At 62.8% G+C, this 19340-nt stretch carries 12 protein-coding genes; 6 read left to right on the plus strand and 6 right to left on the minus strand.

The genetic code is table 11. The annotated features are described in order from the left end of the window. The first annotated feature begins 398 nt into the window (after nucleotides 1–398). Both ACJ8J1_RS04070 and ACJ8J1_RS04075 read left to right on the plus strand, forming a co-directional pair. Nucleotides 399–10415, plus strand: coding sequence for a non-ribosomal peptide synthetase (locus ACJ8J1_RS04070; protein WP_033643632.1), 10017 nt, complete (start codon nucleotides 399–401; stop codon nucleotides 10413–10415). Nucleotides 10416–10545: 130 nt separating this feature from the next. Further along, nucleotides 10546–11535, plus strand: a complete 990-nt coding sequence (locus ACJ8J1_RS04075) for an aldo/keto reductase (RefSeq protein ID WP_033643631.1) — start codon at nucleotides 10546–10548, stop codon at nucleotides 11533–11535. On the opposite strand, the gene ACJ8J1_RS04080 is transcribed toward ACJ8J1_RS04075, so the two are convergent. Further along, a complete protein-coding gene (locus ACJ8J1_RS04080; protein ID WP_033644309.1) occupies nucleotides 11532–12425 on the minus strand; it encodes a LysR family transcriptional regulator in 894 nt (297 codons plus the stop codon). The two genes, ACJ8J1_RS04075 and ACJ8J1_RS04080, sit on opposite strands and share 4 nt — an antisense overlap. Nucleotides 12426–12598: 173 nt before the next feature. On the opposite strand from ACJ8J1_RS04080, the gene ACJ8J1_RS04085 reads away from it, so the two are divergent. Next, the gene (locus ACJ8J1_RS04085) at nucleotides 12599–12994 is read left to right on the plus strand and encodes a (R)-mandelonitrile lyase (RefSeq protein ID WP_033643630.1); all 396 of its coding nucleotides are present in this window, start codon (nucleotides 12599–12601) and stop codon (nucleotides 12992–12994) included. Nucleotides 12995–13000: 6 nt separating this feature from the next. Here ACJ8J1_RS04085 and ACJ8J1_RS04090 read toward each other — a convergent pair whose 3' ends face one another. From ACJ8J1_RS04090 to gabD, 3 genes are all read right to left on the minus strand, one after another. Further along, nucleotides 13001–13369 carry a glyoxalase superfamily protein gene (locus ACJ8J1_RS04090; RefSeq protein WP_033644308.1) on the minus strand — a complete coding sequence of 123 codons (369 nt, stop codon included), beginning with the start codon at nucleotides 13367–13369 and terminating at the stop codon, nucleotides 13001–13003. 22 nt (nucleotides 13370–13391) lie between these two features. Then, on the minus strand, nucleotides 13392–13805 hold the full coding sequence (locus ACJ8J1_RS04095; protein ID WP_033643629.1) for a GyrI-like domain-containing protein: 414 nt from the start codon (nucleotides 13803–13805) through the stop codon (nucleotides 13392–13394). Between the two features lie 98 nt (nucleotides 13806–13903). Continuing rightward, nucleotides 13904–15379, minus strand: a complete 1476-nt coding sequence (gene gabD / locus ACJ8J1_RS04100) for an NADP-dependent succinate-semialdehyde dehydrogenase (protein ID WP_033643628.1) — start codon at nucleotides 15377–15379, stop codon at nucleotides 13904–13906. A gap of 211 nt (nucleotides 15380–15590) precedes the next feature. Here gabD and ACJ8J1_RS04105 point away from each other — a divergent pair, with 211 nt between their 5' ends. Continuing rightward, on the plus strand, nucleotides 15591–15806 hold the full coding sequence (locus ACJ8J1_RS04105) for a glycogen synthase (protein WP_004935234.1): 216 nt from the start codon (nucleotides 15591–15593) through the stop codon (nucleotides 15804–15806). Nucleotides 15807–15848: 42 nt separating this feature from the next. Here the strand turns inward: ACJ8J1_RS04105 and ACJ8J1_RS04110 are convergent, their stop codons facing one another. Further along, on the minus strand, nucleotides 15849–16763 hold the full coding sequence (locus ACJ8J1_RS04110; protein WP_033643626.1) for a pyridoxamine 5'-phosphate oxidase family protein: 915 nt from the start codon (nucleotides 16761–16763) through the stop codon (nucleotides 15849–15851). 4 nt (nucleotides 16764–16767) lie between these two features. Beyond that, on the minus strand, nucleotides 16768–17385 hold the full coding sequence (locus tag ACJ8J1_RS04115) for a glutathione S-transferase family protein (protein WP_033643625.1): 618 nt from the start codon (nucleotides 17383–17385) through the stop codon (nucleotides 16768–16770). Between the two features lie 98 nt (nucleotides 17386–17483). On the opposite strand from ACJ8J1_RS04115, the gene ACJ8J1_RS04120 reads away from it, so the two are divergent. Both ACJ8J1_RS04120 and ACJ8J1_RS04125 read left to right on the plus strand, forming a co-directional pair. Further along, the gene (locus ACJ8J1_RS04120; RefSeq protein ID WP_033643624.1) at nucleotides 17484–18395 is read left to right on the plus strand and encodes a LysR family transcriptional regulator; all 912 of its coding nucleotides are present in this window, start codon (nucleotides 17484–17486) and stop codon (nucleotides 18393–18395) included. A 147-nt stretch (nucleotides 18396–18542) separates the two neighbouring features. Continuing rightward, entirely contained in the window at nucleotides 18543–19340 is a 798-nt protein-coding gene (locus ACJ8J1_RS04125; RefSeq protein WP_033643622.1) for an alpha/beta hydrolase, read from the plus strand.

Genomic DNA, 19340 nt, shown 5'->3' on the forward strand with positions numbered 1-19340 from the left:
ACCGTACACTTTGGAATAGCGCAACTGAAAGATGCGGGTTTTCATTTAAGAAGATTCTCTTTTTTATCGCTTTTCCTGCGATGCCTTTAAATTAAATTTATTTATATTAAATATATTCCTATCTTTGTTTTTAATTTATTTACAATAGTTATTTTATTTATGAATGAAAATCCGTGAATCATTTTAAAATGACAAATTATTTTTTATGTCATTGTTTTTATTGGTTTTAGTTTATTTGTGTTTTTGTGGCTTTATTTTTTATAAAAATAAAATAATATTCGCTCTTATGTTTTTTAAGTTTTCGCCTAACAGCTCAATCGCATAACCATCACGGTATTTATGCCATGCATAAATATCTATTCATATATTATTGGAATATATTAAAAGGGAATTGATTCATGGGCGCGATCATCGCTTCACCCTATACCCACACGTTTTGGAATGAATACGTCCTCAATCCACACTCCTGCGAGTACAACCTGGTGCTGGATCAGACCATTGAGGGGGCGCTGGACGTCGATCGACTGCGCGCGGCGGTCGAGGGCGTGTGCCGGGACTATATTCTGTTTCACCATGTCCTCGACGACAGCTCGCCGCAATTACGCTGGGTAAAGACGGAGAAGAAAATTGCGTTGGAAACGCTTGATGCCGATTGCGATGCCGGTAAATTAATCAATACGCCGTTCGATCTCCGGGAGGGGCCGCTGTGCCGCTTCTACCTGATTGAGTTGGCGCCGCAGCGCTATAATTTGATCATTGTCGTTCATCATATCCTGATCGACGGCCTGTCCGGCCAGGAGTTCTACAACGCCGTTTCCGCCTATTACAATCGCGGGGCGGCCGTGGCGCCGCCGCAGGCGAATGAAACGGACATTTGTCGATTGTACCGGCGCTATGAGGCGGATATCGCGGCGTTGAAGCAGGACTTCGCTTCCGCGTCATTCTGGGGCGACCGGTTGGCCGAATGCGCCCCGCGCGTAGCGTTGCCTTATCTCCCCGGTGAAGCCCCCGAAGCACCCGGCGCCGGCGAAGTGCGCTTTACGTTGCCGTTCGCCGAGTGGCAGGCGCTGAAGTCTGGCGTCAGATATGCCAACCCATTCCTGATATTCAAAACGCTGTGGGCGTTGCTGATCGCCCGGCAATCCGCGCAGGACACGGTGCATATCGGTTATCCCGTCGCGCCGGACGGCGGCGAGCCGCTGTTTTTCGGCGCCCAGGTCAACACCGCGGTGTTTCCCTTAACGCTCGCCCCGCAAGCCACGTTCAACCAGCTGTACCGCGCGACGCTGGCCTACAGCAAAGCGCTCAAGGTGACGGGCAAGCTGCGGCACAGCCAATTGCCGGTTTATGACATGCTGAACCTCAGCCCGGTGCGCGAGCTGAACGTCAATTTCACTCAGGCTTACCTGAAAGATGCGCCGCTGGCGCTTGACGGTTGCCGCATCGGCGTCAATCACCGTTACAACGTCGATCTGGCCGGTTCGGAACTGCTGCTGGAGTATCAGCCGACCGAGCAGGCCTTTGAGTTTCGCCTGCGTTATCGGCCCGATCTGTTCGACGCCACGCAAATGGCGGAGATGGCGGAGCAGTATCTCGGGCTATTGCAGCGTGCGCTAGCCGAACCGGACGCGCCGATAGCCGCGTGGCCGCAGCTCACGGCGCAGCAGGTTTTACGCTGCCGCGACGCCTGGGAGAGCGAGCCGGACACGGCCGACCCAGGAGCGACACTGCTCGACGGCGTGGCTCGCCAGGTGCGCCGTCATCCGGAACGCATCGCCGTAACCGATGCCAACGGTTCGCTCAGCTACCGCCAACTGGCGCAGCGCAGCGATCGCCTGGCAATACGGCTGAGGGAAGAATATCGCCGGTTGCGCGGCGCCGCCATGCCGCCAGAGACGCTGATCCCGCTGTATCTGCAGCGCAGCGCGGAAGCGGTGGTGGCGATGCTGGCCATCATGAAGGCGGGCGGTGCCTATGTGCCGCTGGATCCCGCGGCGCCGGCGCAGCGCCTGGAATATATTCTGCAAGAGGTGAACAGCCCCATCGTCCTGACGGAAAGCGCATTGCAAGGGGAGGCGCGGCGTCTGGCGCCGGACGGCGTTTGCCTGGCGGCGGATGAATCGCTTGCCGATGCGGATGCCGCGAGCCTGCCGAATGTCGAAGCCCGGCAATTGGCCTACGTGATTTACACCTCCGGCACCAGCGGGCGGCCGAAAGGCACGCTGTGCGAACACCGGGGCGCGGCCAACATGGTGCGGGGTCATACGCAGCGTTTGCTGCGCAATGAATCGGGCGCGCTCAACTGCCTGCAGTTCGCGTCGCTGGCCTTTGACGCGCACGTGTTTGAAGTGTTCATGGCCCTGAGCAACGGCCACCGGCTGTTCATCGCGGGCGAGGCGCAGCGGCGCGATCCGGCGCTGTTGTGCGGCCAAATGGCGGCCTGGGGCATCGAAGCCTGTTTCCTGCCGCCGGCGCTGCTTGGCACCTTGCCAGACCTGCCGGCTTCGGTGCGCTATCTCGCGACCGGCGGCGAGGCGACCGCGCAGGAGGCGCTCGACCATTACCTGGCCTGCGGCATGCAGGTTGCCAATCTGTACGGCCCGACCGAGGCTTCGGTCAGCGCCAGTCTGAATATCTATCGCCGCAACGGCGCGCGCAATATCGGCCACGCCATCGCCAATATGCGTTGTTATGTGGTTGACGAGCATGACAATCTAATGCCGCTGGGGGCGGAGGGCGAGCTGTGTCTGGCCGGCGCCGGCCTGGCGCGCGGATACCTGAACCTGCCGGCGCTGACGGAAGCCGCATTCGTCGCCAATCCTTTTGAACTGCGCGAGCCTTACCGGCGCCTGTATCGCACCGGCGACCGGGTACGGCGCTTGGCCGACGGCAGCCTGGACTATCTCGGACGACACGACCAGCAGATCAAGATCAACGGCTATCGCATCGAGTTGGGCGAGATCGAAATGCAGCTGCGCGCGCTGCCCGAGGTGGCCGAGGCGGTGGTGACCCTGCGCCCCGGCACGACGGACCAACTGGCGGCCTGGTATGTGCCGAAGCCCGGCGCGACGCCGCAGGCCGGCGACCTCTTGCAACGCCTGGCGGCGCAGCTGCCGCATTATATGTTGCCGTCGGCGCTGTCGGCGCTGTCAGCGCTGCCGCTGACGGTGAGCTGCAAGGTCGATTACCGGGCATTGCCGGAACCGCTGCCGGTGGAGCGGCAAACGGCGTTTCGCCAACCGGGCACGCCGCTGGAGACTCAGCTTTCTGCACTGTTCAATCGGCTGCTGGGCGGCCATGTCGGCATGGACGACAACTTCTTCCGCCTCGGCGGCAACTCCATTATGGCCATCAGGCTGTGTCACGAAGTGAATAAATTGCCGGGGGCGAAGATCTCGGTGCTGACGTTGAATCAGCATCCGACGGTGGCCGCACTGAGCGAGCATATCGCCGCTCAACGGCAGGCGCCGTCGGATGAGCCGCCCATCCTCGCCGGCGGGCTGCGGGAGGGGCCGCTGTCGCTTCAGCAGTCGCGATTGTGGTTTGTTCAGCAACTGTCGGCGGACGCCACGCACTATCTGTCGCCGGTGCTGCTGCGGCTGGCGCCGGACATCGATGACCAACGTTTTGCGGACTGTCTGCAGGCGATCGTCGAGCGCCACCAGATCCTGCGTAGCCTGATTCGCCAGAATGAGCGGGGCGAAGCCAGCCAGTGGGTCAGCGACGCCGTGCTGCCGGTGCCTTTGCTGACGGTGAGCAGCGCTGAGTTTGACATGGCGCTGGCGCAGGCCTGCAGCCGGCCGATGGATTTGACGCGCGAGCTGCCGCTGCGCGCCACGCGCTATCGTTACCGCGATGCGGCGGGCGGGGAAACGGCCGTTTGTCTGTTGGTGTTCCATCACATCGTCTTTGACGGTTGGTCGCTTGAGGTGCTGCTGCAGGAGCTGGACGCGCGCTATCGGGGAACGTGGCGTAAAGCGACAGAGCCGGCGCTGCAATACCTCGACTATGCCTGCTGGCAACACGCGCCGGAAAATGTGCAGCGCCGGGCCGACGAATTGGCCTTTTGGCAACGAGAGCTGGCGGGCTGGCAGCCGCTCTCGCTGCCGGTGGATTTTTTGCGGCCGGCGGTCTTCGACGTACGCGGCGACAACAGCGAAGTGCCGCTGCCGGCGGCGCTGGTGAAGGCGCTGGAGGCGTTGGCGCGCCGAGAGGGCGTGACGCTGCATGCCGTGATGCTGGCGGGGTTCATGCTGTTGCTTGCCCGCTACAGCGGTCAGAACGATGTCATGGTGGGTACGCCGCTGGCGAACCGCAATCGCCCTGAGCTGGGGAATCTGATCGGGTTCTTTGTCAATACGCTGCCTTTACGCCGGCAGATCGACCCCCGTCAGGGCGTTGCCGAGTTTGTGCGAGAGGTTGCGGCCACGACGCTGCGGGCGCAGCAGCATCAGACGCTGTCGCTGGAGGCGCTGGTGGACGCTCTGGCGCTGCCGCGCGACTTTTCGCGGCATCCGCTGTTCCAGGTCATGTTCGCGCTGGAGGGCGAGAGCGGCGCACCGGCGCGTCCGGACTGGCTGTCGGTGGTCGATCTGAGCGCGGATGAGCGCACCGCCAAGTTCGATCTGACGCTCACGCTGACGCCGCAGGGGGAGCAGATGCGCGCGCGCTTCAACTTCGCGTCGGCGCTGTTCAGCAAAGCGTCGATGGATCGGTTGGCCGGCTACTATCTCGCCCTATTGCAACAGATGGCGCGTCACGATGACTGGCCGCTGGAAAATATTCGTCTGCAGCCGCAGAGCCCGGCGCTGCCTGCGGCGCCGGCCTTTAGCTATGCGTTTGAACGCTGCCTGCAACAGGATTTCGTGCGGCATGCGCAGCGCAATCCGCAGGCCGTCGCGGTGATCGACGCGCAGGGGGAAATGACGTACGGCGAACTGCACGAGGCGGCGTTAACGCTGGCCACTCAACTGCGTGTGCAGGGCAAGATGACCGGCGACGCCATCGCCGTCGTCGCCGACAAGGGGCGCCGGCAGCCGATCGCCCTGTTGGCGGCGCTGATGTGCGGCAAGGCGTTTTTGCCGATGGAGGCGACATGGCCGCCGCAGCGGCGGCTGAAGGTGATGGCGCAGGCCGGCATCAATACGTTGCTCAGCGATGCGCCCTGGGCCTGCGACGAGATCAACCTGGTCGAACTGAATGCCGGCGGGCTGGCGGCGCAGTTGCCGCTGCCGGAGAGGCGTCTGCCGGTGGTGGAGGCCGGTCCTGACAGCCTGGCCTATATCATTTTCACTTCGGGCTCGACCGGCACGCCCAAGGGCGTGGCGATCGAACATCGCAGCGCGGTGAACATGCTGGAAGGCGTTCGGCGGTATTTTGGGTTCAACGAGCGGGATCGCAGCCTGGCGCTCAGCGCGTTGAGCTTCGATCTGGCGATCTTCGATATTTTCAGCCCGTTGAGCGCGGGCGGCGCGGTTGTGATGCCGGCCGAGCGAGATCGGGTCAATCCGCAAGCCTGGTATCAGCTGATGATGACACATCGAGTGACGCAATGGTTGAGCGCACCGGCCCTGATGGAGCTGTTGCTGGACTATGTAAACGGCGCGGGGCTGGCGGCCGGGCCTGCGCCGGCGCTGCGGGCGGTGATGGTGGGGGGCGACTGGATCGCCACCTCGCTGCCGGAACGCTGCCTGGCCTGGGCGCCGCACGTCCGCTTCTGCAGCGCCGGCGGCGCTACGGAGGCGGCGATCTTCACCATGCTGTATGAGGTGCCGCGAGGCGAGAAAATTCGCTCGGTCAGCATCCCTTACGGTAAACCGTTGCCGCACCAGCGTTGCTACATTCTGGATGCCGGACGACGGCCCGCGGCGCCGGGCGTGCGCGGGGAGATCTATCTGGCCGGTGAAGGGTTGGCGCGCGAGTATTACGGCGATCCGCAACGCACCGCCGAGAGTTTCTTCTGGCATGAGGAGCTGCAGGAGCGGGTGTATCGCACCGGCGACGCGGGCCGGTGGCTCGAGGACGGCAATGTGGAGTTCCTGGGGCGTCTCGATCAGCAGGTCAAGCTGAACGGCTACCGCATCGAGCTGGGTGAAATAGAGCATGCCGCGCTTGCCTATCCGGGGGTGACCGCCTGTTGTTGCGTGCTCGTCACCGACCCTCAGCCCTGTCTGGCCGCTTACTTCGTTGCCGATGAGGCGATCGCCCCGCAGGATTTGGCGCAGCATTTGAGCAGCCAACTGCCTCCTTACATGGTGCCGCAGGCGCTGATGCAGCTGGCACAGCTGCCGCTGACCGAAAACGGCAAGATAGCCCGACAGGCGTTGCCGCCGCCGAAAAGGACGGCGCGCGAGTTTGTCGCGGCGCAGAACGAGCGGGAGAACACTTGCCTGGCGGTGTGGCGCGATCTGTTGCAGCGGCAGGATATCGGCGTGGAGGACAATTTCTTCTCGCTGGGCGGCAATTCCCTTCTGGCGATCCAGGCCTGTTACCAGATCGGTCAGCGGTTGGGGATCGAGGTGACGTTGAGCGAGCTGGGCCGGTTCCCGACGATCCGTTCATTGTGCCGTGCGTTGCTGCGGCAGGGGGAGGGCACCGCGCCGATGTTGATCCCGCCGCTGCGGCAACGCGAGTATCCGCTCTCCGCTTCACAGCTGCAGCTGTGGTTTATCGAGAACCTGAACGGCGGCGGCAATCTTTATCATGTGCCGATGCTGTTCCGTCTCGGCGAGGAGGTCTGTCTGACGGCTTACGAGCGCAGTCTGCAGGCGGTCGTCGCCCGGCATCAGGTGTTGCACAGCCTGATTGCCCAGAAGCCGTCCCAAATTGCCGTCGCCCGGGCCTGTGAACAAACGCTATCGCTGGAGCGCGTGGCGCTGGAGGCGGCGCGCTGGCCGGACAGACTGCGGCAGGATATCGATCGGCCGTTTGCCCTGGAGGCGGAGTTGCCGATCAGAGCGAGCGTTTACCAGGTGGCGCAGCCTGATGGCGGGCGGGTGACTTACAGCCTGATCCTGGTGCACCACCTGGCGTTTGACGGCTGGTCGCAGCCGGTGCTGCTGCAGGAGTTGGATGCGCTGTATCAGGCGCAGCGGCAAGGGCGGGAGGCTGAGCTGGCGGCGTTGCCGTTGCAATATGGCGACTATGCCGTCTGGCAGCGGCGCTGGCTGGACTCCGCGTTGGCGGATGAGGCGAAAGCGTATTGGCGACAAGCGCTGGATGGGTGGCAGGCGCTGGAGATGCCGCTCGATTTCGTGCGGCCGGCGCGCTTCGATCATCGCGGCGCCAATCACGTCATCGCGCTGCCGGAGGCCCTGACGATGCAGGCGACGCAGTTCGCCCGGCGGCAAGGCGTCACGCCGTTTGCGCTGTATCTTGCGGCCTTTAATCTGCTGCTCGGTTACTTCAGCGGCCAGCAAGACATTCTGGTCGGCACGCCGGTCGCTAACCGGCCGGTGGCGGAGACCCGCTCGGCGATCGGATTCTTCGTCAATACGCTGCCGTTGCGCTCGCAAATAGACGATGCGGCGTCGCTGAACGATTATGTGCATCGGGTTTTTGATGGCGTGCTGCAGGCGCAGCGGCATCAGAATTTACCGTTGGATCAGTTGATTGAGCTGCTGCAGGTGCCGCGCGATCTGTCGCGCCATCCGCTGTTTCAGACGCTGTTCGCGCTGGAAGAGGCGGGTGAAGCGCCGGCCTGGCTGGCGCCGCAGGATCTGTTGACACACTATCAGGCGGCCAAATTCGATTTGACGCTGAGCATACAGTCGGCGCCGCAAGGCGGCAGGGCGATCTTCAACTATGCCACCGCCCTGTTTGCACCGGCCACGCTGGCGCTGTTGGGTGAGTATTATCTGACGATCCTCACGCAGATCGTCAATCACGGGGAGCAGCGCGTCAGTCAGTTGGCGCTGTTATCGGCGAGTGAAACGGCGCGGCAGCGCGCCTTCCGTCAATCCTGTCCGCCGGCCTACGATTTCGAACGCGCCATCCATCATGATTTTATCCGTCAGGCCGAGCGCGATCCGCAGCGGGTGGCGATTGTCGATGAATGGGGTGAGCTGAACTACGGTGAGCTGTATCGGCGTGCGTTGGCGCTGTCGTTGCAGCTGCGCGAGCATGCGGATATGCGCGCCGACACCATCGCGGTGATGGTGGACAAAGGGCGGGCGCAAATCATTGCGGTGCTGGCGATCCTGATGGCCGGCAAGGCCTATTTGCCGCTGGACGGCGCCTGGCCGGAACGCCGCCGCCTGGATATCGTCGCGCAGTCGCAGACCCGGATTATCCTCAGCAGCCGGGCGTGGGCGGCCCACGGTAACGCCAGACTGTTGACGATCGATCCGCAAGGTGCGGTCAACGCGTTACCGCTGGCGGCGCCGGGTGAGCCGGTCTTGCCGGCGCCTTCCGCGCTGGCCTATGTGATTTTCACCTCCGGTTCTACCGGCACGCCGAAAGGGGTGGCGATAGAACATCGCGGCGCGGTGAACAGCATCATCGATACCTTGCACCAGCTGGAACTCGGTGCGGACGATCGCGGGTTGGCGCTTAGCGCGCTGAGCTTCGACATTTCGGTGTTCGATATTTTCGGCCTGCTGTCGGTGGGCGGTGCCATCGTGATGCCGTCCGAAACTGAACGCTATCAGCCTGAGGCCTGGCATCGGTTGTTGATGACTCAGGGGGTGACCTTCTGGAATTCCGCGCCTTCGGTGATGACGCTGCTGGTGGAGCAGCTGGAGTCCGCCGCGTCGCAGGCGCAGTGGCCGCATCTGCGCAACGTGGTGCTGGTGGGTGAGGTGATCTCGCGTTCACTGCCGGCGCGCATTCGCCAATGGCGGCCAGGGTGCCGGGTAGTCAGCGCCGGGGGCGCGACCGAAAGCTCCATTTGGTCGATTTTGTACGACATTCCGGAAACGCCGATCCTGGCGCCCAGCGTGCCTTATGGCCGGGCGATGGCCCATCAGCGTTTCTATGTGCTGGATCGCCATCTGCGCGTGTTGCCGCCCTGCTTACCGGGGGAGCAGTACATCGGTGGGGCCGGCGTGGCGCGCGGCTATTACCGCAATCCGTCGCTGACCGAGGAAAAATTCATCTACCATCCGGAACTGGGGGAGCGGCTTTATCGCACCGGCGATGCCGGGCGCTATTTGCCGGACGGCAATCTGGAGTTCCTCGGCCGTATGGATTTTCAGGTGAAAATCAATGGCTACCGCGTCGAGCTGGGGGAGGTCGAGCAATGTGCGCTGGCGTTCGGCGCGATCAAATCCTGCTGCGCCGTGGTGCTGTCAGAGGCGCATCGGCAGCGTCTGGCGCTGTATTACGTCAGTGAGGCGCCGCTGGAGGAGTCGGCGCTGCTGGCCTTTATGAGCGGGCAATTGCCGCTATACATGCTGCCTGCGGCCCTGGTGCGGCTGGAAGCGTTGCCGTACAACTCCAGCGGTAAGCTGGATCGCAAGGCGTTGCCGGCGCCGACGGCGAATGAGCCGCAGGCCTATGTCGCTCCCGCGAACGCGCTGGAGCAGCAGTTGTGCGCATTGTGGCAGGAGGCGCTGCAGTGCGAGCAGGTCGGCATGACGGACGATTTCTTCCTGCTGGGCGGCACCTCGATCAAGGCGATCTCCCTGTGCGTCGGCATGGGCGAACTGATGGCCGCGCCGGTGCCGGTGGTGCAGCTGTTGCAAAGCCGCACCCTGAAAAATCTGCTGGCCGCCAACGAGCGCCGTTTGGTCATGCCGCTTAACCGCCGGACAGACGGCGTGCCCACTGTGTGGATGATCCACCCGGCGCTGGTGGGCGCGGAGGCGTTTCATGCTTTCGCTCAGCCGTTGCAAGGGCGACTCAATTGCTATGGCGTCGATAACCATAATCTTTACCATCAACCGACCATCGACTCGCTCGGCGAGCTGGCCGAACGGTATTTGAACGACATGATTGCTGCCGGCCTGCTGCAAGACGCCGGGCCGGTGCGCATTCTCGGGTGGTCGCTGGGGGGCATCATCGCGCTGGAGATCGCCGCTCGCCTGGAGGCGCGCGGCTGCCGTAACGTGCAGCTGTATCTGCTGGACAGCTTCTATCGGCAGACCACGGCGGAGCTGCCGCTGGAGCAACTGCTGCCTGCGCTGGGCATCGAGGGCGAGGCGGCGACACGCGCCATGGCCGCCGGGCAGGCGGAGCGGCGGCTGTCAGAGGGAAGGCTGAGCCGCCGATTGCAGACCACGAAAGTGACGCTGTTTAAGGCGACGGAGGGTAACCCGCAGTTGCCGGAGGCGATAACGGCGCCGCTGCTGGCGCTGGAAGATAATGGACTGGGCGCGGTTTGCGCGCAGCTCAAGATTATCCCGCTGGCCTGTCATCATCATAATATTTTGCAGTGTGAGGAGGCGATCGGACAAGTGCTCAACGATGACGTTTGATTCATGAGCCTGGTTCATAAGCTCAAGCGTATTTCGCCCCATAGTCATGGCGGCAGTCGCGTTTTACAGTCACCACACCGGAACGGCGCCGCGTCAGGCGGGGCCGGTATCAATCAGTGGGGGAGTGAAGATGCAAACACGCAAATTGGGGCGCGAAGGGCTGGAAGTCTCGGCGTTGGGGTTGGGCTGTATGGGACTGAGCTTTGGCTACGGCCCGGCCACCGATAAACGGCAGGCGATCGATCTGATCCGCGCCGCGGTCGACGAAGGCGTGACGTTCTTCGATACCGCGGAGATTTACGGTCCGTTCACGAACGAGGAATTGTTGGGCGAAGCGCTGGCGCCGGTGCGCGATCGGGTCGTCATCGCCACCAAGTTCGGTTTCGACTTGCCGCAGCCGGCGGGGCAGCAGGTGTTGAACAGCCGTCCGGAGCATATTCGCCAGGCGGTGGAAGGTTCGTTGAAGCGCCTGCGGGTGGAGACGATCGATTTGCTGTATCAGCACCGTGTCGATCCCGAGGTGCCTATCGAGGAGGTGGCCGGTACGGTGCAGCAACTGATTCGCGAAGGGAAAGTGAAGTATTTCGGCCTGTCGGAAGCCGGTGCGCAAACCATTCGGCGAGCTCACGCGGTGCAACCGGTCACGGCGCTGCAAAGCGAATATTCGCTGTGGTGGCGCGAGCCGGAGCGTGAAATCTTGCCGACGCTGGCAGCGCTGGGCATCGGTCTGGTGCCATTCAGCCCGCTCGGCAAGGGCTTTCTCACCGGCGCCATCACCGAGGACACCACCTTTGACAGCGGCGATTTTCGCAACGTGGTGCCGCGCTTCAGCGCCGAAGCGCGCCGGGCCAATCAGGCGCTGGTGAGCGTGCTGGGGCAGATAGCGCAGCGCAAGGGCGTGACGCCGGCGCAGATCGCCCTGGCCTGGCTGCTGGCGCAGCAGCCGTGGATCGTGCCGATCCCGGGAACCACCAAGCGTCACCGGCTGGAAGAAAATCTTGCGGCGGCGTCGGTGGTGTTGGCGGCGGACGAACTGGGTGAGATTGAGCGTGCGCTCTCCGCTATCGACGTGATTGGCGATCGCTACCCGGCGCATCTGCAGAAAAACGTCGGGCGTTAAGCCCCGCGCCGCAGCGCCTCAATCAGCAGCGCAAAGGCGGTGGTGTGTTGCCTGCGGCTTGGATAATAGAGGTAATAACCGGGAAACGGCGGACACCAGTCGTCCAGCGCCATCTGCAACCGCCCGTCGGCCAGCGGCTCGGCGACGGTATCTTCCGGCACAAAGGCGATGCCGAGGCCGAGCTGCGCGGCGTCGATTCGCTGGCGCAGGCTGTTGAAGGTCAGTTGCCCCTCCACCCGCACTTTGATCTCCCGGCCATCGCGGGCAAATTCCCAGGCGTACAGCCCGCCGAGGGTGGGCAGGCGCATGTTGATGCAGCGATGGTTTTGCAGCGCTTGCGGCGTAGCGGGGAGGCCGTAACGGGCGAAATAGTCAGGGGAGGCGACGGGCACCATGCGCATATCCGGCCCGATGCGCACCGCGACCATGTCCTTCGCTACCTGTTCCCCCAGCCGAATGCCGGCGTCGAATCGCCCGGCGACGATGTCGGTCAGGCTGTTGTCGATGGTGATTTCCACGTTGATATCCGGGTAATCGACGAGAAAAGTGCGCAGCACCGGCCATAGCACCGCATCCACCGCGTGTTCGCCGGCGGTGATGCGGATGTTGCCGGCGGGCCGATCGCGCATTTCACCCAGCGCGTTCAGCTCGTTTTCTATCTCCGCAAAGCGTGGACCAATGCTGTTGAGCAACCGCTCACCGGCCTCGGTGGGGGCGACGCTGCGAGTGGTGCGCGTGAGCAAACGCAGCGCCAGGCGTTCTTCTAGGCCGCGAATAGCGTGGCTGAGCGCCGATTGGGAAACCCCAAGCTGTGCCGCCGCTTTGGTGAAGCTGCGCTCCCTGGCCACCATCAGGAAAGCGATCAGATCGTTAAAGTTTTCTTTCAACATATCGGCACCGAAGAGGAGGGTGAGCGCACTGTCGCGCGTAGATTTATGAATTGAGCTCATAGCTCCTTGCGCATTCTACCCGCTAGTCGCCGGAAAAGCATGGCGCTATCTTGACATCACTCACTCATGATTATCAGCGCCGGCTGTGAGATCCGGCGCGGAGGACACGACAGATGAAAATACAACGCAGCGGTTCTATCCCATCACAGCGCGGTTCGGCGGATTACTTTACCGGGCAGGTACGCATCGACGCGCCGTTCGCCGGTGATGCGCCGGCCAGGGTGGGCGGCGCGACCGTCACCTTCGAACCCGGCGCCCGCACGGCATGGCATACGCATCCGCTCGGCCAGACGCTGATCGTCACTCAGGGGCGCGGGTGGATCCAGATGTGGGGCGAGAAGACGCAGGAGATGCACCCCGGCGATATCGTTTGGATACCGGCCGACGTCAAACACTGGCACGGTGCGACACCGGACACCGCCATGACCCATATCGCCATCGCCGAAGCGGTGGACGGTAGCCCGGTGACCTGGCTGGAGCCGGTCAGCGAGGCGGACTACCGACCATAACGCCGATCAGGCCGGGGGGCTCTGTTCGCAAAACCGCAGGCGGTTGCCGAACGGATCGGTGAGGTTGAGCTCTTTGCCCCAGTCGACAACCTCCAGCCCCGGCCTGGCATAGCGATAGTTTTTGGCCGTGAGCTCCTGGTGCAGCGCGTCGATATCGTGCACCGGGATGAAAATGGCGGCGCCGGGCGTGCTGTCGCCATAGTGTTCGCTCAGGTGCAGCGTCAGCTCTGAGCGGGCGATCTGCATGTACAGCGGCAGATCTTTGCTGAAACGGTGCTCCCACGCCAGCGTGAAACCGAGAAAATCCAGATAAAACTCTTTGGCCTTGTCGACTGAAAAGATACGCAGGATCGGAATGGCGGGGGAGAGCGTCATCATTGTTGACCTCACTGTCGCGTTAGCGGCAGCCGATATGGATATCGGCTGCGTCGGGGCCGGTATAGGCTTCGAAGTCGGTCAGGAAGCGACGTTCGATTTCCGGGTGTTGCTCGAAGTAGGCCCAGATGGCTTGCCAGCCTGCGATAACCGCCGCCGGCATGGCGCCACGGGCCTGGAACACCAGATAGCGGCCGGGTTGGATGTGCAAACCGCTCTCTGCCGCGCTGCCGGCGGTGACGTCAAACGGCCCGCTGGCGTCGGAGGCGTAATTGGAGTAGACCCCGTAAACCGGCATGGCGGGCGACGTGGCGAAAAAGTCTGACCACAGCGCCGGGATTTTAGCCGTCTCGGGCTGGGTTTCGTCCTGATTGGTGGTTCTGATTGTCAGGCCGACGACGTAAAAACCGGGCAGGTGTACCGAGAGAGGCTGCATAGAGGCAATTCCTTTTAACCGCTGAAAAGATGCCTAAAGGTAGCAAAGGCTCCCCAAAACCGCCAGACAGGGCCCCCGCAGACGCGGGGACCCTCGCATCAGGCGCCCAGGCCGCCGAGGCACAGGTATTTGATCTCGAGATAGTCTTCGATGCCGTATTTTGAGCCTTCACGGCCCAAACCGGAGTGTTTCATGCCGCCGAACGGCGCCACTTCGGTGGAGATCAGCCCTTCGTTGATGCCGACAATGCCGTACTCCAGCGCTTCGGCCACGCGCATCACCCGGCCGATGTCGCGGCTGTAGAAGTAAGCGGCCAGGCCGAACGGCGTGTCGTTGGCCAGTTCGACGGCGTCGGCTTCCTGGCTGAAGCGGATCAGGGGCGCCACCGGGCCGAACGTCTCCTCGCGGAAGATTTTCGCCGTGCGCGGCACGTCGGTCAGGATGGTCGGGCTGAAGAAATTGCCGCCCAGCGCGTCAGGCTTGCCGCCCAGCAGCACCGAGGCGCCGTGCTCGACGGCGTCGGCGATGTGCTCGCGCACTTTCTCCACCGCGTCCGGGTTAATCAACGGGCCGATGGTGACGCCGTCATCCAGGCCGTTGCCGACTTTCAGCTTGGCGACGGCGGCTTTCAGTTTGGCGGCGAAGGCATCGTATACGCCGTCTTGCACCAGAAAACGGTTGGTGCAGACGCAGGTCTGGCCGGCGTTGCGGTATTTCGAGGCGACCGCGCCGGCCACGGCGGCGTCCAGATCGGCGTCGTCAAACACGATAAACGGCGCGTTGCCGCCCAGCTCCATGCTGGTTTTCTTGATGGTGGGCGCACACTGGGCCAGCAGCTGCGCCCCCACTTCGGTGCTGCCGGTGAAGGAGAGTTTACGCACGTCCGGGTTGGCGGTGAGTTCGCCGCCGATGCCTTTGCTGGGGCCTGTTATCACGTTGCACACCCCGGCGGGCAGCCCGGCGCGCTCCGCAAGTACGGCGATCGCCAGCGCCGAGAACGGGGTCTGGCTGGCGGGGCGGATCACCCCGGTGCAGCCCGCCGCCCAGCCGGGGCCGGCTTTGCGGGTGATCATCGCCGCCGGGAAGTTCCACGGAGTGATGGCGGCGAACACGCCGATCGGCTCTTTTTGCACGATGATGCGGCGACCGGCCTGCGGCTGCGGAATCGTGTCGCCATACACCCGCTTGCCTTCCTCGGCGAACCATTCGATAAAGGAGGCGGCATAGGCGATTTCACCGCGGCTTTCGGCCAGCGGTTTGCCCTGTTCCGCCGTCATGATGCGCGCCAGATCCTCCTGATTTTCCATCATCAATTCAAACAGCCGCCGCAGCTTGCCGGCGCGCGCTTTGGCGGTCAGCGCACGCCAGGCGGGCAGCGCCTTTTTGGCGGCGGCGATGGCGCGCGCGGTTTCTTCGGCGCCGAAGGCCGGCACATGGCCGACCAGCTCGCCGTTGGCGGGGTTATGAATGGCGATCGTGTGGCCTGCTTTGGCCGGCAACCATTGCCCGTCGATGTAATTGGCCTCGCGGAACAGCGTGGGATCCTTGAGGGTAGCGCTGATGCTGGTGCTCATTGGTCTCTTCCTTTGCTGAGTTCAACAGAATGGTCTATCCCATACGGCTACCCTTTACCCTAGCAAATTTTGCCGCCGCCGTTTGTCAAGGTGGCGACAAGATGAGCGTTTTCTTCATGCGCACCTTCTGTACAAAAAACATCCGCCGGCGAGCCGATACTGAAAGAGCAGGCATATGACCCTTTTCGATGTGATTAAAAGGAGTGTGCGAATGATGAAATCAGTGGACAGGCATCTCGCGGCCTACGGCAGCGAAATGGATTTTTTGGCGTCGAGCATTGCCCTGATGGAATGGCAAGGGCGGCAGATTGACGCCGGGCAGGTGGCCGGCAATATGTCGGAGCAGCAAAGCCGCCTGTTCTTTGCGCGGTTAAATTATTTTCGTCAGCTTTATCAGGCCGCATCGGCGGCCGAACACAGCCTGTAATTTCCGATCCAGCCCCGCCGCCGCGGGGCTTTTCATTTCAGCTCAGCGGCGCCACACCCCGGTCGCCAGCGTCGCCGGCGAATACTCCAGATTACGCCCCCGCCACGGCAACGCCGCCGCAAAACGCCAGGCGCGGCGCACGTCAAATCGCCAATAGCGTTCCGCCCCTTCGACGCCGGGATCCCCTTCCGCCTGCCAGAGGATTTGCGTTTCCCCCTGCAGATGCAGCACGTCGCCGCGATCGAAATCGATGAACAGCAGCGCCGCCCGCGGTTCGGCCAGCAGATTGCCCAGCGTGTTCATGTAGCGGTTGCCGCGAAAGTCCGGCATCCACAGCGTGTCACCTTCCAGGTGGATAAAGCCGGGGCGGCCGCCGCGATGGGAAATATCCACGCCGCCCTGCGCCAGTGCCAGGTGCGCGCAGCTGGCGACGAAGCAGGTGTCCGCGGCGCGGATCAGCGCCTGCGCCGCCGCATCCAGCACGGCCAAATGCTCAATCGGCTGCGGCCGGCTGTCCACCGGGTAGAGTTCGCGGCGCTGAATGTACTGCGGGCAGTTGCCGAAGCTTTGCTGAACGAGGATTTCCACCCGGTTTTTGTCGGTGCGGCCGATGGCGCCGTTGGCGCGGTTGCGCCGCCGGTTGCTGAAATCCAGCCCCAGCGCGCCGACCGGCTTGCCGGGCAGCAACAGCGCCTGGGCGGGATCGTCGCCGCGGCGCGGCGCGCTGATGCGTAAATGCGTGTCGTCCGGCGTGCGTAAAAATCCGGGCGGGCCGGTGAACAGGGTGGCGATGGGCCAGCCTTGTTCATCCAGCGTGGCGACAAACAGGTAGGGCAGCGCGGCGAAAAACGCGCGATGCTGATCCGGCATCGCGGGGTAGATGCCGCCGCCTACGCTGCCAAACCCGGCCAGCGTCTGCGCGCGCAGCTCATCGGGATGGAACAGTTGAGGGATCATGGCGTCAGCTCCCCGCCGGTTCCGGCAGGGCCGGCATGGCAAAGAAGCCGGGCAGTGCAGCGATGCGCGCCGCCCAGCGACGTATCGCAGGGTAAGGCGACAGCGAAATGCCGCCTTCAGCCGCGACCGCCACGTAGCTGTGGCAGGCCAGATCGGCGATGGTGGGGTGTTCGGTGGCCAGGTAGTCCCGCTCGCTCAGATGCTGTTCCATCTGCGGCAGGAAACGATCGCTGACCGCCCGCGCCGCCTGATAGTCCTCCGGCACGGCGAATTGGGCGATCAGTCGGCAGGCCGCCGGGCCGTAGCGGACTTCACCGGCGGCTTTGGAAAGCCAGGCCTGCACTCGCGCCGCCGCGGCCGGCTGTTCCGGCAGCCAGTGGCTGTCCGGCGCATAGCGCTTCACCAGATAGACCAGAATGGCGTTGCTGTCGGCCAGCGTCAGATCGCCATCCTGCAAGACCGGGATCTGGCCGAACGGGTTGAGCCGGCGGAAGGCTGCGCTCTGCCGTACGTCCGCCGAGGCTTCGACCCATGCATAGGGCAGCGCCAGCATGTGCAGCAGCAACGCCACGCGATGAACGTGGCCGGAAAGCGGGGTGCCGTAGAGTGTGATGGTGGACATGGCGTTTCTCCTCAGTGCTTTTTGTCAGCATACTCTTGCGTTGAACGAGCGAAATCCGGCAATGTGGAAATTGATAATTTCACTTTTCGGAAGAATCTATGGATCGGTTAGACGAGTTGGCGATTTTCGTGGCGGTGGTGCAGCAAGGCAGCCTGGCGGCGGCCGGGCGCAAACTGCGGCGTTCGGCGCCGGCGATCACCCGGGCCATCGCCGCGCTGGAACAGCGTTTCGGCACCCGATTGGTGGAGCGCACGACCCGGCGGCTGGCGCCCACCGAGGCGGGTGCGCGGCTGTTGGAGCGCGCGCAACGGCTGCTGCAGGATTATCAGGCGGTGGTGCAGGATACCGCCGAAGCGCAGCTGAGCGGCTTGCTGCGCGTTACCTCGCCGGTGCAGTTCGGCCGCCGGTACGTGGCGCCGGTGGTGATGGCATTTCTCGATGATTACCCGCAGATGCAGATCGAAATGGTATTGAACGATCGCAATCTCGATCTGATTGACGAAGGGTTGGATATCGCGGTGCGCATCGGTCATCTGCAGGACTCTTCCCGCGTGGCGCGGCGGCTGGGGCAGGTCAGCCGGGTGACGGTCGCCAGCCCGGATTACCTGGCGCGCTGCGGTGAACCGCGATCGCCGGCGCAGCTGGCGGAGCACGCCACCATCGTCGGCACCCAGCGGCCGTCGCTGCGCGAATGGCGCTTCGGCCCGCAGGAAAACGGCGAGCGCGTGCGATTGACGCCCCGGCTGTTGCTCAACGACGTGGAAGCGCAACTGCTGGCGGTGCGCGCCGGCAAGGGCGTCGCCCGGTTGCTCTCGTATCAGGTGGCGGACGATTTGGCCGCCGGTACGCTGGTGCGGCTGTTGACGGATCATGAGCCGTTGCCGATGCCGGTGCAGCTGGTGGCGCAGCAGGCGCAGCACATGCCGCTGAAGGTGCGCGCCTTTTGGGATTATGCATTTGAACGGCTCAGCGCCTTGCCGCAAATTCAGCTGGACGGGCGGGGGAAATAAACGCAAAAAGTTTCATGGGTTAAACTTTTTCATTATTCATCAGGTTTTATTTTACCGGGCGCGCATTGCTGATGCGCCCGTCTTGACAATAATGTTGTCGGTGCTAATAGTTAATTCACATCTTAAATAATAAACGAAGTTTAATATATGAAACCACTTGCGGGGAGTTATGACAACGGCGCCACGGTGGATAATGAAGCGGCTATTTTGACTTCATTTCAAACCCGCAGCGCGGCTGTTTATAAACAGACGCGCCATGAAAATAATATTGCTTATGGCAACGGCGAACGTGAAACATTTGATTGGCTCTATTCTGCAAAGCAGCATCAGGGGACGTTAATTTTTATTCACGGCGGCTATTGGCAATTTTGCGATAAGGCGGATTTCGCCTTTATCGCCGCCGGGCCGCTGGCGTTGGGTTTTGACGTGGTGTTGGTGGAATATGCGCTCGCGCCGGCGGTGGATCTCGACGAAATATGCCGACAGATCGGAATGGCGCTGGATGCCATTCAGCGCCGCCTGCCGCCGCACTACGCCCATCCGGTTTATCTGTGCGGCCATTCCGCCGGCGGGCAGCTGGCGGCGCTCTGGCAGCAGCATGCGTTGGTGGATGCCGTCTTTCCCATCAGCGGCCTGTTCGAGCTGGCGCCGCTGCAACAAAGCTATGTCAATCGGGCGCTGCAGTTGACCACGCGGCAAATTGAAACGCTCAGCCCGGCGCGCCGCCTGCCGACGCGCGGCAAGCCGCTTACGCTGTATTACGGCGCATTGGAGCTGCCGGAACTGAGAGGTCAGTCGCAACACTATCATGCGGCGCTGCGCCAACGCGGGCTGCCGGCTGAACTGGTCGCGGTGCCAGGCGCCAACCATTTCACCATCCTGGATGCGTTGTTCGCCGCCGACGGCGCGCTGCTTCGCCAACTTGACCACCACAGGAACCACTGA

The sequence above is a fragment of the Serratia sp. CY37869 genome (assembly GCF_052168895.1).
GTDB lineage: Bacteria > Pseudomonadota > Gammaproteobacteria > Enterobacterales > Enterobacteriaceae > Serratia > Serratia ureilytica.